16 protein-coding genes and 1 riboswitch are annotated in these 15,993 nt (G+C 32.6%); of the genes, 5 read left to right on the plus strand and 11 right to left on the minus strand.

The window, feature by feature from the left end; translation table 11 throughout:
* Nucleotides 1-74 precede the first annotated feature (74 nt).
* The 7 genes from MN581_RS03420 to MN581_RS03450 all read right to left on the minus strand — a co-directional run bounded on the left by MN581_RS03420 (nucleotide 75) and on the right by MN581_RS03450 (nucleotide 6,819).
* A complete protein-coding gene (locus tag MN581_RS03420; RefSeq protein WP_117973124.1) occupies nucleotides 75-308 on the minus strand; it encodes a YkuJ family protein in 234 nt (77 codons plus the stop codon).
* 89 nt (nucleotides 309-397) lie between these two features.
* On the minus strand, nucleotides 398-1,264 hold the full coding sequence (locus MN581_RS03425) for an NAD(P)-dependent oxidoreductase (protein ID WP_117973125.1): 867 nt from the start codon (nucleotides 1,262-1,264) through the stop codon (nucleotides 398-400).
* Between the two features lie 131 nt (nucleotides 1,265-1,395).
* The gene (locus tag MN581_RS03430; RefSeq protein ID WP_117973126.1) at nucleotides 1,396-2,406 is read right to left on the minus strand and encodes a lysylphosphatidylglycerol synthase transmembrane domain-containing protein; all 1,011 of its coding nucleotides are present in this window, start codon (nucleotides 2,404-2,406) and stop codon (nucleotides 1,396-1,398) included.
* An 18-nt stretch (nucleotides 2,407-2,424) separates the two neighbouring features.
* Nucleotides 2,425-3,630 (minus strand): glycosyltransferase family 4 protein, encoded by a 1,206-nt coding sequence (locus MN581_RS10150; protein ID WP_241699191.1) that lies wholly within the window; start codon nucleotides 3,628-3,630, stop codon nucleotides 2,425-2,427.
* Nucleotides 3,631-4,659 carry a glycosyltransferase family 4 protein gene (locus MN581_RS03440; RefSeq protein WP_117973128.1) on the minus strand — a complete coding sequence of 343 codons (1,029 nt, stop codon included), beginning with the start codon at nucleotides 4,657-4,659 and terminating at the stop codon, nucleotides 3,631-3,633.
* 172 nt (nucleotides 4,660-4,831) lie between these two features.
* Nucleotides 4,832-6,553, minus strand: coding sequence for a phosphoenolpyruvate--protein phosphotransferase (ptsP, locus tag MN581_RS03445; RefSeq protein WP_241699192.1), 1,722 nt, complete (start codon nucleotides 6,551-6,553; stop codon nucleotides 4,832-4,834).
* Complete coding sequence (locus MN581_RS03450; RefSeq protein ID WP_071456474.1) at nucleotides 6,553-6,819, minus strand: phosphocarrier protein HPr; 267 nt, start codon at nucleotides 6,817-6,819, stop codon at nucleotides 6,553-6,555. The genes ptsP and MN581_RS03450 overlap by 1 nt, the downstream gene beginning before the upstream one ends.
* A gap of 428 nt (nucleotides 6,820-7,247) precedes the next feature.
* Here MN581_RS03450 and MN581_RS03455 point away from each other — a divergent pair, with 428 nt between their 5' ends.
* Nucleotides 7,248-9,410: an ATP-dependent Clp protease ATP-binding subunit gene (locus tag MN581_RS03455; RefSeq protein ID WP_117973130.1), complete on the plus strand. Its 2,163-nt coding sequence runs from the start codon at nucleotides 7,248-7,250 to the stop codon at nucleotides 9,408-9,410.
* A gap of 117 nt (nucleotides 9,411-9,527) precedes the next feature.
* On the plus strand, nucleotides 9,528-9,836 hold the full coding sequence (locus tag MN581_RS03460; protein ID WP_071456472.1) for a DUF1827 family protein: 309 nt from the start codon (nucleotides 9,528-9,530) through the stop codon (nucleotides 9,834-9,836).
* Between the two features lie 53 nt (nucleotides 9,837-9,889).
* Here MN581_RS03460 and MN581_RS03465 read toward each other — a convergent pair whose 3' ends face one another.
* From MN581_RS03465 to MN581_RS03480, 4 genes are all read right to left on the minus strand, one after another.
* On the minus strand, nucleotides 9,890-11,335 hold the full coding sequence (locus MN581_RS03465) for a hypothetical protein (RefSeq protein WP_241699193.1): 1,446 nt from the start codon (nucleotides 11,333-11,335) through the stop codon (nucleotides 9,890-9,892).
* Nucleotides 11,332-11,880, minus strand: a complete 549-nt coding sequence (locus tag MN581_RS03470) for a sigma-70 family RNA polymerase sigma factor (protein WP_117973132.1) — start codon at nucleotides 11,878-11,880, stop codon at nucleotides 11,332-11,334. Before MN581_RS03470 ends, MN581_RS03465 begins: the two co-directional genes overlap by 4 nt.
* 102 nt (nucleotides 11,881-11,982) lie before the next feature.
* Nucleotides 11,983-13,068 (minus strand): UDP-N-acetylglucosamine 2-epimerase (non-hydrolyzing), encoded by a 1,086-nt coding sequence (gene wecB, locus MN581_RS03475; protein ID WP_117973197.1) that lies wholly within the window; start codon nucleotides 13,066-13,068, stop codon nucleotides 11,983-11,985.
* A gap of 28 nt (nucleotides 13,069-13,096) precedes the next feature.
* Nucleotides 13,097-13,654 (minus strand): hypothetical protein, encoded by a 558-nt coding sequence (locus tag MN581_RS03480; protein WP_117973133.1) that lies wholly within the window; start codon nucleotides 13,652-13,654, stop codon nucleotides 13,097-13,099.
* A 119-nt stretch (nucleotides 13,655-13,773) separates the two neighbouring features.
* Nucleotides 13,774-13,877: riboswitch (guanidine-I (ykkC/yxkD leader) on the plus strand.
* A gap of 54 nt (nucleotides 13,878-13,931) precedes the next feature.
* Here MN581_RS03480 and MN581_RS03485 point away from each other — a divergent pair.
* From MN581_RS03485 to MN581_RS03495, 3 genes are all read left to right on the plus strand, one after another.
* Nucleotides 13,932-14,270 (plus strand): SMR family transporter, encoded by a 339-nt coding sequence (locus MN581_RS03485; protein ID WP_117973134.1) that lies wholly within the window; start codon nucleotides 13,932-13,934, stop codon nucleotides 14,268-14,270.
* 1 nt (nucleotide 14,271) lies between these two features.
* The gene (locus MN581_RS03490; RefSeq protein ID WP_241699194.1) at nucleotides 14,272-14,586 is read left to right on the plus strand and encodes a multidrug efflux SMR transporter; all 315 of its coding nucleotides are present in this window, start codon (nucleotides 14,272-14,274) and stop codon (nucleotides 14,584-14,586) included.
* 357 nt (nucleotides 14,587-14,943) lie between these two features.
* Nucleotides 14,944-15,987: a hypothetical protein gene (locus MN581_RS03495; protein WP_117973136.1), complete on the plus strand. Its 1,044-nt coding sequence runs from the start codon at nucleotides 14,944-14,946 to the stop codon at nucleotides 15,985-15,987.
* The last annotated feature ends 6 nt before the right edge of the window (nucleotides 15,988-15,993 follow it).

Raw genomic sequence — 15,993 nt, forward strand, 5'->3', positions numbered from 1 at the left:
CTCCATCACATTCTTATCATTCTACTGACACTATAAAAAAAAAGCGTCACACATCAGTGCGCACTTTTTAATCGTTAGTCTTGTAACAATTCAAAAATTTCTAAAGTGACTAAATCAATGTCATCAAATTGATAGACTTCTTGAGAACCTGTTTCCGTTAATTCAAACATCTCATTGTTCCCATCAAACGTCACGATGCATCGCTCTTGTCCTTCTCTTTCAAATCGACGAACTTGTACTTCATTGTCGCTAGATTCCACCATTGCATTCAATCGTTTAATAATTGCTGCTAACTGTGAACTTTTCATAGAGCTAGCCTCCTTCGCATTTCTTCTGTTATATTGTAACAGAAACACTCCTAACATGCATTGAAAAACTGTGTCTTTTTTTAACTTTTTTAAATATCCCACCAAAGTTTAATCAAAGCTTGCGTTCCATCGTCTTCAAACCCTTTGTCTACTAGTGATTGATAGAGATGTCTTGCTTCTTTAGTGGCAGGTAAGTCAATGGACATTTTCTCAGCTTCTTCTAATGCAATGGTTAAATCCTTTAAAAAATGTTTAACAAAAAAGCCAGGCGTAAAATCCTCCTTCAAAATTCTTGGAGCATAATTGGTGAGTGACCAATTTGCTGCACTTCCTCCACCGACTGTATCAAGAACTTTTTCTAAGTCTAAATCTGCTGATTTAGCATAAACAAGTAACTCAGTCATTCCTGTCATAGTGCCTGCAATCATGATTTGATTAGCCATCTTAGTATGTTGCCCACTACCAGCTTTTCCTTGTAGATTCACTTTACTACTAAAAACATTTAAAATTGGTTCCACTTTATCAAAAATGGCATCATCACCACCTACCATCGTAGTTAGCGTACCATTTTTAGCTCCTAAATCACCACCAGATACTGGAGCATCAAGACTATATGCTCCTTTTTCTCTAGCTGTTTGTGAAATTTTTTTTGCTAGTGACGGCGTACTTGTTGTCATATCAATGAGTATTTTTCCTATTACGTCTGCAGAAAATATACCATTTTCTCCATAATATATTTCTTCAACATCTTTTGGATAACCAACCATTGAAAAAATAATATCACTTTTATTAGTCACATCTTTTGGTGTACCTTGCCAAATAGCTCCCTCTTTGACTAATTCATCTGTCTTAGACTTCGTACGATTATACACATTTACTGTATAACCAGATGTTAATAAATGTTTTACTATTGATGCACCCATCACACCTGTTCCTATAAATCCTATTTTTTCCATGCCAATTCACCTCATATAAATAAGTTTGATACTCTTATTATAGAAAAAGGAAACAATTAAATAAAGTCACAGCACTTCTAAATATGTATAAATAAAAAAACATTCAAGTCAGAAACTTAAATGTCCTAATATTATTGAGTTCTTTTTTGTTGAAAAGTCAATGCAACAAGACCTAAAATAATACCTAAATAATAGGTCACTCCGCGCCATAAAAAAATAGCTAAAACTAATTTACTTTGTGATAAAGTGAACGTTCCAAATAATAAACTAAAACTGTACTCTGCACCACCAGTTCCACCAGGAATAGGAAATAGTGAAGTAATCATTGTAATAAACGCATGTAAAACAACAATATGAAAAATGCTAATATTATGAATACCTAACCCATGTAAAACAAAATAAGGGATAATATAATAAGCTACCAATTGAAGAACAGTTAGCGCACTTACTTTAATCATTAAAATGGGCTGATCTCTCATATAGTTACTTTCTGCATAAAAAGTATCCATTTTTTCAATCGTTCGTTGGTATAACTGATTAACTTTTTCATCTTTCTTAAATACATAAATCCCCTTAAATACAATATTTACTAACTTTCTTGTAAAACTATACCAATACATTATCATCAATAACGCAATAACAATGACAAAATGAATAATAAAACTGAGCAGTATTAATAGTTTTAATTTAGATAAATTATTTGATAAATAACCATATCCACCTACCAAACACATTAAAAAATTAATCACAATCCACACTTGATACACAACAAATTTCATCAAACTTACAGATGTTGCTACTCCAGTGTCAACATCTGACTTAGATAATGCAATAATTTGTGCTGGTTGCCCACCTGTTGAAAATGGTGTGATAGCATTAAATAAGTGTTCAATCAACGGTATTCGATAGCTTGATGTAAATCTAAAGGTAGGATTGCTTCGTTTTAACAGTACTTGAACAATTTTTGCTTCAATTCCCCAATATATTAAGATACAAGCAACTGCTGCAGCTATCCACCACCAATTTATTGTGGAAAACTCTGTAGCCATATCTTGCAAACTGACCTTTTTCATTTCAGTACCAATCACTATCAACCCTAATAAAACAGCTAAAACTAGATACCATTTATTTTTTTTGGTCATAGAGCTCCTCCTAACGCACTACTTTCTAAATAACTTTAATGAGTATAAATTGCTATCATCTTCATACTCCTGATGATTTTCTTCAAAATAGACAAGAGCTTTTTGATAAAATTCTTCTACTCGTTTACCAAATGCTTCACTTGAAATATCATATAATTTATTTTCTAAAATAGATTGTTTTATTGAAATATCCTTTTTAATATAATCTATTAACGTCTGTGAAAACTCTTCATTTTCATCATATGTTACACCTAAACTCTCATCATCAAATAAGTTATCCAAATAGTCATTTCCTTTTGCAACAACCTTTGTTTTTGCCGCCATTGCTTCTGTATAAGTTAATCCTTGTGTTTCAGAATCCGATGCACTAACAAAATAGTCTGCTGCTTGATAAAAAGGAGCTATATCTTTATTAGGTATTTCACCAGTAAAAATCACTTGCTCCAACAACCCTAATTCATCTACCTGTTTTTCTAATTTAGCCTTAAACGGACCATCACCAACTATCAATAATTTAACATTTGGAATTTCTTTCACTACTTTAGGCATACCTTTGAGCAAAGTTTGAATATTCTTTTCGTAAGATATCCGACTCACAGATAACAATAGACATGCATCATTATCAATTTTATAAGTCTCTCGTATACTCTCAATGAGCTTTTCTTCAACAGGTTTAAATTGCGATACATCAATTCCTGTAGGGATAACAGACATTGGTCGCTCAATCCCATACTCTTTTAATTTATTAACAACTCTTTGACTTGGGCAAATAATACCAGACATATGATTAGTATATAATTTAGATAATTGCTTAACATGAACTGGTTTTAACACTTTTCCCTTAGCAATATAATGTAGATAATCTTCATACATCGTGTGATAAGTATGAACGACTGGAACATCTAGTGCTTTTGCTGTTTGTTTCCCTAAAATACCTACACCAAATTCTGTATGTGTGTGAACAATATCTAAATCTATTTCTTTTGCAACATGATACGCATACAACATTCCCCTAATAACGACGCGTCTATCTTTAAAAGAAATAAACGGAATACTAGGCATACGTATAATGCGTGGTTCTACTTCTTTTGCGTCAGGATCTGTTGTGGTGAAAATATACACGTCATGTCCCAATTTTTCAAGTTCTTGCTTCAGTATTTTAATAGATGTTGATACACCACTAACTTGAGGGAAATATGTATCTGTAAAAAAACCTATTTTCACTTAGTTCTCCTCCTTAGCACTTCTTTTATAATAGTCATACCATATTTTAGCAACATTTTCTTCACTATAATATAAAGCTGATTTTTTCGATTTCTCCTTATATTCCTCTAATATCTCAGGATTATCTTTGATTTTTTTAATTGTTTCATTCATATCATAAATATTTGTCGTTGATATATACTGTTCATCAATGATGGCATGATATAAATCTAAATCCCTTAACATAACAGGTGTACCACAATTAAATGCTTCTAGAATGCTCATAGGAAATAATTCATTATATGATGGCAATAAAAATACATCTGCCAAGTTATACAATTTCATAATTTCTTCTCTGTCTACAATTCCAGTAAATAATAAATTTTCAGGTGGATTGTCATATATTTTTTTATAACGATCATATCCATCTGTCATTTTTCCAAATGAAAATCCTCCTGCCCAAATAAATTGAACGTCTGGATTATCAATAGCTAACTGAACAAAATCATCAATGCCTTTTCTCTGTTGAATTTGTCCAGTCCCTAAAATAACTAGTTTTTCTTCTGAAATATGGTAATTTTTTCGCCAATTATTTTTTTCATCCATCGTCGCTTCGTAAAACTTTTTATTTGATACAAAATTTGGAATATAGGTAATTCTCTTTTCTTTTAATCCTGCATCCACTAATTTGGGAATAAAGGTTGGATTAACAACCACTAATTGATCCATTCTCCCATAAAAACGTATAAGGTACCAATCAAATACTTTTTTAAATGGTGAAAAAAGCGTCAAACTCCCCTCAAGCGTTTCAGGTAAAAAGTGAACATATCCTATCGTTGTTCCTCTTTTCTTTTTAAAAAAAGTCGAAATAAAAAACTGTGGGTCCACAGTATGATAATGTGAAATATCTGATTGCTTAAATTTATTAATTGAAATATCAAATTCAGTTGAAAAATGTTTATTGAGCATATTAATTAATTCTATATAGGCACTTCCAACCCCTTGGCCTTTCACTTTATCAGCTGATGAAAACATATTTATCCTTAACAAAAAATCCACTCCTACTATCTACTATAATACGTAAAGTCATTTCACAATACATCATACTACAGTCGCATTTTTAATGCGAAATGTGTACACTAGTATATATCTTAACACGTTATAATAAAAAAAAACCATAATTTACTGTATAAAAACAGTAAATTATGGTTTTCAATATTAATTATTTAGTATATTCTTCAACTAAAGCAACAACTTCTTCAGCTGTATCACAATCGGTAATTGCTTTCTCAGCTAATTCAGCCATTTTTTTAGAATCAAGACGACTCATTAAGCTACGAGTACGTAAAATACTTGTTGCACTCATAGAAAACTCATCTAATCCTAAACCAACTAGTAATGGAACAGCTGTTTGATCGCCGGCCATTTCCCCACACATACCAGCCCATTTTCCTTCAGCATGAGCTGAATCAATAACGTTTTTAATTAAACGTAAAATTGCAGGATTATAAGGTTGATATAAGTAAGAAACACGTTCGTTCATACGGTCTGCTGCCATTGTATATTGAATTAAATCATTTGTTCCAATGCTAAAGAAATCAACTTCTTTAGCGAAACGGTCAGCAATTACTGCCGCAGCTGGAATTTCAATCATAATACCTACTTGGATATCATCAGAAACATCCACACCTTCAGCAACTAATTTAGCTTTTTCCTCTTCAAGCAATGCTTTAGCTTCTCTAAATTCAGCTAAAGTAGCAATCATTGGGAACATAATACGTAAATTTCCATAAACAGATGCACGTAACAATGCACGTAGTTGAGTACGGAACATTTGATCTTCTGCTAAACAAATACGGATAGCACGGTATCCTAGGAATGGGTTCATCTCTTCAGGGAATTTCAAGTAAGGTAGTTCTTTATCCCCACCAATATCCATCGTACGAACCACAACTGGTTTACCTTCCATACCCTCCAAGACAGCTTTATACGCTTCAAATTGTTCGTCTTCAGTTGGAAAATCAGGAGAGTCCATGTACAAGAATTCAGTACGGTATAAACCAACTGCTTCTCCACCATGACCTAACACACCATCTAGATCTTTTGGTGTTCCAATATTTCCAGCTAATTCAAAATGTTTACCATCTGCTGTCACTGTTTTAGCGTATTTTAATTTGTCCCATTCAGCTTTCAATTCATTAAATGCTTTTTCTTTTGCTTTAAAATCAGTAACTTGTTCATCAGTAGGATTGACAATAACATCACCTTCACTACCATCAACAGATAAGATATCACCTTCAACAACATACTCAGTAATGTCTTTTGTTCCAACAACTGCTGGAATTTCTAAAGAACGAGCCATGATAGCAGAGTGAGATGTACGTCCGCCAATATTAGTTACAAAAGCACGAACAAAATTACGATCTAATTGTGCTGTATCACTTGGAGTTAAATCTTCAGCAACAATAATGACTTCTTCGTCAATCATTGTTAAATCAGGTAATTTAACACCTAACAAGTGACTCATAACACGTTTTGTTACGTCACGAATATCAGCAGCTCTTTCTTGCATGTAAGGGTTATCTTCCATAGCCTCAAACATTCCAATAAACATGTCTGTAACTTCTTTTAATGCTGATTCAGCATTAACTTTGTTATCTTTGATATTTCCTTCAATTGCACTGATTAATTCAGGGTCAGATAAAACCATTAAGTGAGCATCAAAAACTTGTGCTTCTTCTTCACCTAAAGTTTTCACCGCTTTGTCTCTGATTGCTTGCAAATCTTTAGTTGATTGACTAAGAGCATCTGAAAGACGCGCTGCTTCGGCTTCAACGTTTTCAACTGAACGTTTTTCAAATGATAAATCCGGCTCAACTAAAAGATATGCTTTAGCAACTGCGATACCATCACTAACCGCAATACCTTTCAACTGTTTAGTCATTATTCAGATAGTCCTTCTTTTTTCATTGTTTCTTCGATCGCTGCGATTGCATCTGCTTCGTCAGCACCTTCAGCTGTAATTGTCACATCAGCACCTTGTCCAACACCTAATGACATAACACCCATGATTGATTTTAAGTTTACAGATTTACCTTTGTATTCTAAATTTACATCTGAGCTAAATTTACTAGCTGTTTGTACCAATAAAGTTGCTGGTCTAGCATGAATACCTGTATCTGCTACTACGTGAAATTCTTTTTTTTCCATAATTATCTTCTCCTTTGTCATGTGAAAAATTTTTATGATGGATTATTTAATTGAATAATAACTCAAAAAATAACCCTTTCAATGATAAAGAATACCATGTTTTTCTATTACTTACAACTTTTTTCCCATGTTCCATAAAGAACTTTAAAAACCTTTTATAAACTTTTCAGTTCCATTTCAGAAAATATCGCGAGTTTATTTGAGAAATAATTTGATATAGAGGCTATTTTGTCCACTTACTCTTTATTTTAAATTTTTTTATAAAAAAACGTTTTTTATAAAAATAAACATCACGATTTTTTTCAGTTTTTATCTAAAAAATTTAAGCATAATTTTTGCTTCTTATATTCAAAAATTATATAATAAACATAAGGTCAAAACAGGTCAAACTGTTTTGGTGAATCATTTGATTAGAGGAGGATTTGCCTATGATATGTAAAAACTGTAAAAAAAATGATGCAACCATTCACTTACACGCATCAGTTAATGGAGAGAAACAACAAATAGATTTATGTCAACAATGTTATCGTGATTTAAAATCTCAAGAAGATCAAATGAATCGAGAAAAATTTGCTCAAGACCCTTATGGTTTTGGTCAATTAAATGATTTTTTCAAACAGTTGGCCCAACAATCAATGAAACAACCACAACAACCAACTATTCAAGCTCAACAAGGCGGTGGTGGTGGAAATTCTTCTATCCTGGTAGAATACGGGGAAAACCTAACACAACTTGCTCGTGATGGAAAAATTGATCCTGTTATTGGTCGCGATGCTGAAATAAAACGTGTGATAGAAATATTAAATAGACGAACTAAAAACAATCCAGTACTTATTGGTGAACCTGGTGTTGGTAAAACCGCGGTCGTTGAAGGGTTAGCGTTAAGTATTATTAATGGTGATGTCCCACAAAAACTAGAAAATAAAGAAGTCATTCGTCTTGATGTCGTGTCACTTGTTCAAGGAACAGGTGTTAGAGGCCAGTTTGAAGAACGGATGAAACAACTGATTACTGAACTAAAAGAACAAAAGAATGTCATTTTATTTATTGATGAAATCCATGAAATCGTTGGAGCAGGATCAGTTAGTGATGGTTCAATGGACGCTGGAAATATCTTAAAACCTGCTTTAGCTAGAGGTGAATTACAATTAGTTGGCGCAACAACATTCAATGAATATCGAATCATCGAAAAAGATGCAGCACTTGAACGACGTTTACAACCTGTAAAAGTGGATGAACCTACTATTGAAGAAACCATTCATATTTTAAAAGGGATCCAAGAAAAATATGAAAATTACCATCATGTGAAATACACAGATGAAGCCATCGAGGGGGCTGTACACTTGTCTAGTCGTTTTATACAAGACAGACATTTACCTGATAAAGCTATCGACTTACTAGATGAAACAGGTTCTAAGAAAAATTTAACCATTCCTTCTATTGATCCCAAAATTTTAAATTCTAGAATTGCACGGGCTGAAGCTAATAAACAAATTGCTTCAGAAGAAGAAGATTTTGAAAAAGCGGCTTATTACCGTGATCAAATCAAAAAATTGGAAGACTTGAAAATTCATCAAGTATCTGAAGACAGTATGCCTACTGTGACAATAAATGATATGGAAGAAACCGTGGAAACCATGACAGGAATTCCGGTTGGTAAATTAAAAGAAACAGAGCAGCAACAAATGAAACATTTAGCAAGTGATTTGAAAAAACATGTCATTGGGCAAGATGATGCTATTGATAAAGTATCACGTGCCATTAGACGAAATCGAATTGGTTTAGGAAATAAAAATCGTCCAATTGGCTCATTTCTTTTTGTTGGACCGACTGGTGTTGGTAAAACTGAACTAGCAAAACAACTAGCGACAGAGTTATTTGGGCATGAATCTAACATGGTTCGTTTTGATATGAGTGAATACATGGAAAAACATAGCGTGTCTAAATTAATTGGCTCACCACCTGGCTATGTTGGGTACAACGAAGCAGGTCAATTAACTGAAAGAGTGAGAAGAAATCCGTATAGTTTAATTCTATTAGATGAAGTCGAAAAAGCTCATCCAGATGTTTTACATCTATTCCTTCAAATTCTTGAAGATGGACGATTGACAGATGCGAAAGGAAGAACTGTCAGTTTTAAAGATACTTTGATAATCATGACAAGCAATGCTGGAACTCAACATGTTGAAGCAAGTGTTGGATTTGGTGCTATCAAAGAAGGTACGACTCAATCAGTTCTAAATCAATTAACCCATTACTTTAAGCCAGAATTTCTAAACCGATTTGATGGAATTATCGAATTTAAACCATTGAGTAAAGAAAATCTGTTGTCTATTGTGTCATTAATGCTTGATGAGATAAACATAAAATTACAAGAACAAGGTATTCATATTGATACGACTGAAGAAACAAAAGAAAAATTAGTTGAACTTGGTTATGATCAGGCTATGGGTGCAAGACCTCTTAGACGTACCATTCAAGAATATATTGAAGATGGGATTGCTGATTGTTATTTAGATAACCCTTCTGCAAAAAGATTATCTGCTGATTTAGTAGATGATACTATCACAATAACTGAACAAATGAACTAATACATGTTTTAAGGAGAAAATTCTTCCTATTATATGGGAAGGTTTTCTCCTTAATTTTTAATCATTGTGGTATAATTAATCTATAGAAAAGGATACAACTAAATTGGGGTGATATTAATGAAATTGATTGACGTTACAAATAGTTATGCTACTTTGGTTTCTAAACAATTGGAAAACACAGATGCTAGATTTGTCAGTGTCTATTCATTAGGTAAAACATTAGTGATTCACAGTACAGCAGACACTCATATCGATGTTGTTTTAGTGAATAAGACACGTGATATTAAAGATTTAGAACTAAATGCTGTATTAGAAGAACTATTACATACCACAGTGGATAATCCAGAGTTAGAAATCATTCGAACACACGGTGTTATAGAAGTTGAAATTCCTGTCAAACCGAAAAAAACAAAAAAAATTAGTTAAATAAAACCATTCCTATGCTTTAATTGTCGTTTGCACAGGAATGGTTTTATTTTTTATTCTACTTTGAGTGTTTGTCCATTAATGATAACAGAGTCAATGTCACTTAATTCAGTGTAATCATATATCAAGGATACATGGCTTTCTCCGTTTTCAGTGTATATATTACCGTCACCATCTTTTGTTAAATCAATTATCTCCCCATCTTTTTTAACTAGTTTTACATCTAAATTCAATTCCTTCATTTTTTCTGGAGAAGAATCTTTTACATCAAAACTTAAAGATAAACCGGATAGATTTATATTAGATAATGCTAAGTTTTCTTTTTTAAGTATGATATCTTTTAATGCTTTTCTTTCTATTTCTTTTGGTTCTTTTAATTTTATTGCCCAATTACCCAAAACAACCGTTTGAGTTTTTGCAGATTCTACTTTTAAATCATAATTTTGTAACTCTGATTCTTTGATATCAAAAACAAATTCCTCATAATCACTTTTTCCTGTTTCGTTTTTATGTGTTTCATTATTATAAGCTGAATAAGAAGCAATGTATGGCCATAACTTATTACCATTTCTTTCTGTTTTTTTTTCACTAGAATTTTTAGGTTGAAAGTCTAAGTTTAAGAAATTGTACCCTTTTATATTGGGCCATTTCACCAAAATATGTAATAAGCCGTCTTTATAAGCCATATTTTCAATAAAATAATCTTCATCAGGAATTAATGGAATCGATAATCGTTTGTTCGGTAAGTATTCACTATACAACGCCTCATAGTTGACATTCAATTTCTCTAGAATTGAATCCTCAACACTTCCACCTCCTACTCCACTTTTTCCATCATATTTTTTCCATTTAACATTTGTCGCCAAATCTTTTTTCCAATCAACTGATACAATATTTTCCATTTCTTTGGTATGAGAACCAAAACCTGTTAGTATAAACCCAGTATCTTTATGTTCTTCCCATGCTACTGAACTGACTAATAACGTCGCTGTCTTTGTTTTTTTATCATAGTTAATCACTTGCGTGTTCCCACCATTTAACATGGACCAATCCTCAATAATGGTATCTTCAGACAATCTATCCCCAGTTAAATCTTGTAACTCCATTAAAACATAGGTAGTATTACCATCTTTGAATGTATTTTTAGCCGTTAGTTTTAATCCTCGATCTTCTACTGAATAATCAAGTTTTTCTGCATCTACTAATATCTTATCTGCTTCTGTACCAAAAGCTTTGGTATAAGTTACTTTTATCGTATCTAACTGCGTATACCCAACCATCAAACTAAGCACTGCCACTGCCCCAAGAATAGCCGCCCATTTTTTCTTTTTAGGTTTTAGTGGTTTGACTTTCTCTGCTTCTTTATTGATATCTTCAAATACTGATTGTTTTATTTTTTCTTTTGACTCATTAGGCATCTCTTGATTCATTTGCGCCAACAATTCATCTAATTGCTCATCTGTTAATTCTTCAAATGGTTCTTTTTGATATTTATTCATCCCAATTCTCCTCCTAATTCTTTAAACTGTTTTTGTAATTGTTTCTTACCTTGATACAATTTATTATCAATTAATTTTGAGTCATAACCTGTCTTTTCTTGAATGTCTTTTGGTTTCATTTCATAGAAATAACGTTTAATAATAATTTCTCTCATGGGTTCTTCAAGTGTCATAACCGCTTGATAAAAAGCTTGCCAATCCATGTTATTTTCTTCTTTTGTCAATGTCGCTGTGATACTATCATCGAGCTCTACAGTCACATCTTTGGCTACTTGTTTAAGCTTATTTAATGCCATACTTCGCGTCATCATGCATAGATACGTTTTTAGTGTGCCTTTGCTTGGATCAAACCCCTTTGGATTTTTCCATAGTCTAATAAACACATCACTGACTAACTCATCAATATCTTGAATCTCCATGCCTTGCTGATGATTTAAATATTTTGAACCAACTGCCCACAATAGCTTCGTGTATGTATCCATCAATTGACTCAATGCTTCTTCATCTTTATTAAGCAAGCTAGTCAAGTACTCTTCATCTGTCATATTATCCCTCCTCTATGATTCTCACTTACAGTACAATGATTTTTTCGAAATTCCTTAAATGCATAAAAAAAGTTCTAGAGAAATCTCTAAAACTTTTATTTGTTATAGTTTCTTCTTTAAAATAGTCGCAATTTGTTGTGAAGCTGTCCCATCACCATAGGGATTACTAGCAGTCGACATCTCAAGATACGTCGCTTCATTTGTTAGTAAGTTGTCTAGTGCTTCATAAATGATGTCTTCTTTTGTTCCAACTAGTTTTAATGTCCCTGCTTTTATTCCCTCAGGTCTTTCTGTTGTGTCACGCATGACTAACACAGGTTTACCAAGCGAAGGGGCTTCTTCTTGTATTCCACCACTATCGGTTATAATCAAATAACTTTTAGCAAGTAAGTTATGGAAATCTATCACATCCATTGGTGGAATTAATTTAACTCGATTCGTCTGACCGAATACTTCTTTGGCAAGTGTCTGAATGGAAGGATTCATATGAATCGGGTACACTACTTTAACGTCTTCATGTGTATCTACCACTCGTTTGACAGCTTGAAACATTTCTTTCATCGGTTTTCCTTGGTTTTCTCGTCTATGAGCTGTTAATACAATTAGTCGGCTATCTCCTACCCACTCTAATATCTCACTAGTGTATTCATTTTTAACCGTTGTTTTTAGCGCATCAATCGCTGTATTGCCTGTGACAAATACTGTGTCTTCTTTTTTTCCTTCATTAAGCAAGGTTTCTTTTGCTTGATTAGTTGGCGCAAAATCAAGTGATGACATCAAACTAATTGACTGCCTGTTAAATTCTTCAGGAAATGGTGACGAAATATTATGCGTACGCAGGCCTGCTTCAACATGCCCTACTGGTATTTGAAGATAAAACGCAGCTAAAGCTGATGCATAAGACGTACTCGTATCACCATGAACCAGTACCATATCAGGTGTTTCTTTTATTAAAATAGGTTTGATTTTTTCTAAAATATTTGTCGTGACATCAAATAGATCTTGTTGTGATTTCATAATATCCAAGTCATATTTGGGTACTACATGAAACACACTCAATACTTGATCCAGCATTTCCCTATGTTGTCCTGTCACACAGACGACCGTTTCAAATTCATCCTGTTTTTCTAATTCGTTAACAAGTGGGCACATCTTTATGGCTTCTGGGCGTGTCCCAAATACTAACATTATTTTTTTCTTCAAAAGTGTCACCTCATTATTTAATTAGTTGCTTTATTTTCATTTTGTCGTCACTATAAATGATATATCCCCTATCATCATATATATGTATCATCGTATCAGTTGTCGGGCTAATGATATATATGTCAGGTGTTTTAAAAGAATTCTTTGTCTTAAACTGCGGTTGTCTATCTGGAAAATCTTGATTAATCAGACTAAGTATCAACTGCTTCCACTTTATATTGGAGTAAGTTGTTTCAATTTGCAATCGCAGATAAGTATCTATATCATCATTAAGATAATCAAATGTTTGTTCAGATAAGGTGATTTCTCTTATATTTTTCACTATTTTATGGAGAATTTTATCTGTTTTATTTTTGTTATGTAGCGGATATTTATTTATTAAAAGAATTACCTTATCATCTTTAAAAAATAAATCAGTTAAGATACTTTTTAATGTTGTATATGTAAGAAAAAACATCTCCTCATTATATGAGCTATCCTCTAAAAATTGATACATATTAGGATGCAAATCCACTGCTTCTTGATAAGAAAATAATATCTCTAGCCGATCAGTTTGTAAAAAATCTTTCATACTCTCATACCTTTTTAATCCATATTACCATGAATGAAGAAAACAAACGATACATTCTATTACTTTAACCTGAGTTGACGAGTGATTCATAGTTTGATAAAATGACAACCAATTACATACACTAAGTTTTCTAGGGTTCCGTAATATCGCTGTATTAGTCTGGTCCAAGAGAAAACTCATAGAGAATTTATCTATGTCACGGAAGGACAAAAGCCTGGGAGATACTGTTTTTTTACAGTGTCTTTCAGGCTTTTTTATTTTAAAAGGAGGAATATCAATGAACAAAGAATGGACGAAAGTTATCTTAGCAGCAATACTAGAAGTTTTTTGGGTGATTGGTTTGACGCACTCAAACAACTTATTCCAATGGACACTCACTATTTTTCTTATTGTTGCCAGTAATTACTTAATGGTTTCAGCCACAAGTAAGCTACCAACTGGAACGGTCTATGCTGTATTTGTAGGTCTTGGTACAGTTGGAATTGTGCTATCAGATGCCTTATTTTTTGGTGCGACACTTACTTTATTAAAACTGATACTCATTTTATTACTTATTAGTGGTGTTATTGGTTTAAAACTATTAACACCAGAAAACAATACAAAGGAGAAAAAATAACATGGACTGGATTATTTTGATTGTAGCAGGTTTATTTGAAATGTTTGGGGTCACAATGATCAATCGTTTGTCTGTACAGCGCATATTCTCTACTGGATTACTTATTATTTTAGGATTTGGTGTGAGTTTAATATTACTTAGTATCGCATTGAAGACGATTCCTATGGGTACTGGATACGCCATTTGGACTGGTATTGGTGTTGTTGGTGGGTCGGTGATTGGTATGCTGTTTTTTTGCGAATCAAAAGATTGGAAACGTCTATTGTGTATCTTTATTATTCTATTATCAGCAATCGGATTAAAATTGATTGGATAAGATAAATAAAATACGATCGAAAAATGATGGATCGACCATTTTTCAATCGTACAATTTATTGCCTTAGATAAGGTTTTAACCGCTATGAGTATCTGCCAAACACAAGTCGATAATAGAAAATAATACGCCCTTTAGCACTTAAATAATGGATGGTTAATGTATTATAATTGTGATTCATGAACAAGATGTTGCAGAAACATGCGATGCTATCTACGAATTTAAAAATAAATAATTTGGATTAGTAAAATAAAAGGATTGATAATCAATTCAGTCCTTTTTATTTATCTATAAAATACATTGTGTTTCAAATACCTATCCATTATGCTAAGGATATCATATAAAAAAGGACGATATTTAATGAACAAACTATCCTTAACTATCCTAACGATTTCATTATTTTTTATTAGTGCTTGCCAATCTTCTAAAGAATCAGAACAAAAAGGTGTCGCTAGACAAGCCGAAGAGCTAAAAGAAAACTATACCGATTTTTATAACTTAAGTTATTTCCCTAATATACCAAATGGTGATACCTATCCAGTACCTGGACTCAAGGAAACGATTGTTCCATTACTTGATAAACCTGGTAAAAAAAGTGTCAGTCAATCTATGGATCCACAAGGTGTAACGATTGCAGAGGATTATTTATTAATTTCATCTTATAGTCATGATGATACTCACCACTCTGTTGTCTATGTCCTAGATAAAAACACTCACAAATACATTAAAACCATTATTTTAAAAGGACATCCTCATGTAGGAGGTATTACCTATGATCCTATTGCAAAAAATATTTGGGTATGTTCTTCAACAGATTCTAATAAAGCTGAACTCGTGGCTTTTTCAATGGATAAATTAAAAGCATACAACATGGAAGAACATTATGAACCCATTGTCTATGACCAAGAAATCACATTAGATGGTATTAAACGGTCATCTTACGTCACTTATCATGATAAAGCCCTTTATGTTGGTTATTTCTCAATTGATCATAAAGCCATTTTAGAAAAATATTTATTTAATGGAAAAGGTGTATTTGATACAACATTAAAAGGAAAAAAAGAACTGATAGATGATGATACAACTCTTTCTCCTGAAGAAAAATTACATGTTGGAACACAAATTCAGGGTATTACTTTTTATAAAAATTATATGCTTTTATCACGTTCTTACGGGGATAAAAACTCGAAAATACTTGTCTACGAATTAGATGACAATGATTTATTCCTTGAAAAAGATGCCATAAAAATGATATTAGCACCACCCTACTTAGAACAAATTTCCGTATCAGGTAACAAACTCTACACTATTTTTGAATCTGGTACGCAACGTTTCAGAGATAAAAAAGGGTTGACTGTTGTGAATTATGTCGTGCCATTGGATATGGAGAAAATATTAGAATGAATAGTA

The sequence above is a fragment of the Vagococcus sp. CY53-2 genome (assembly GCF_022604695.1).
GTDB lineage: Bacteria > Bacillota > Bacilli > Lactobacillales > Vagococcaceae > Vagococcus.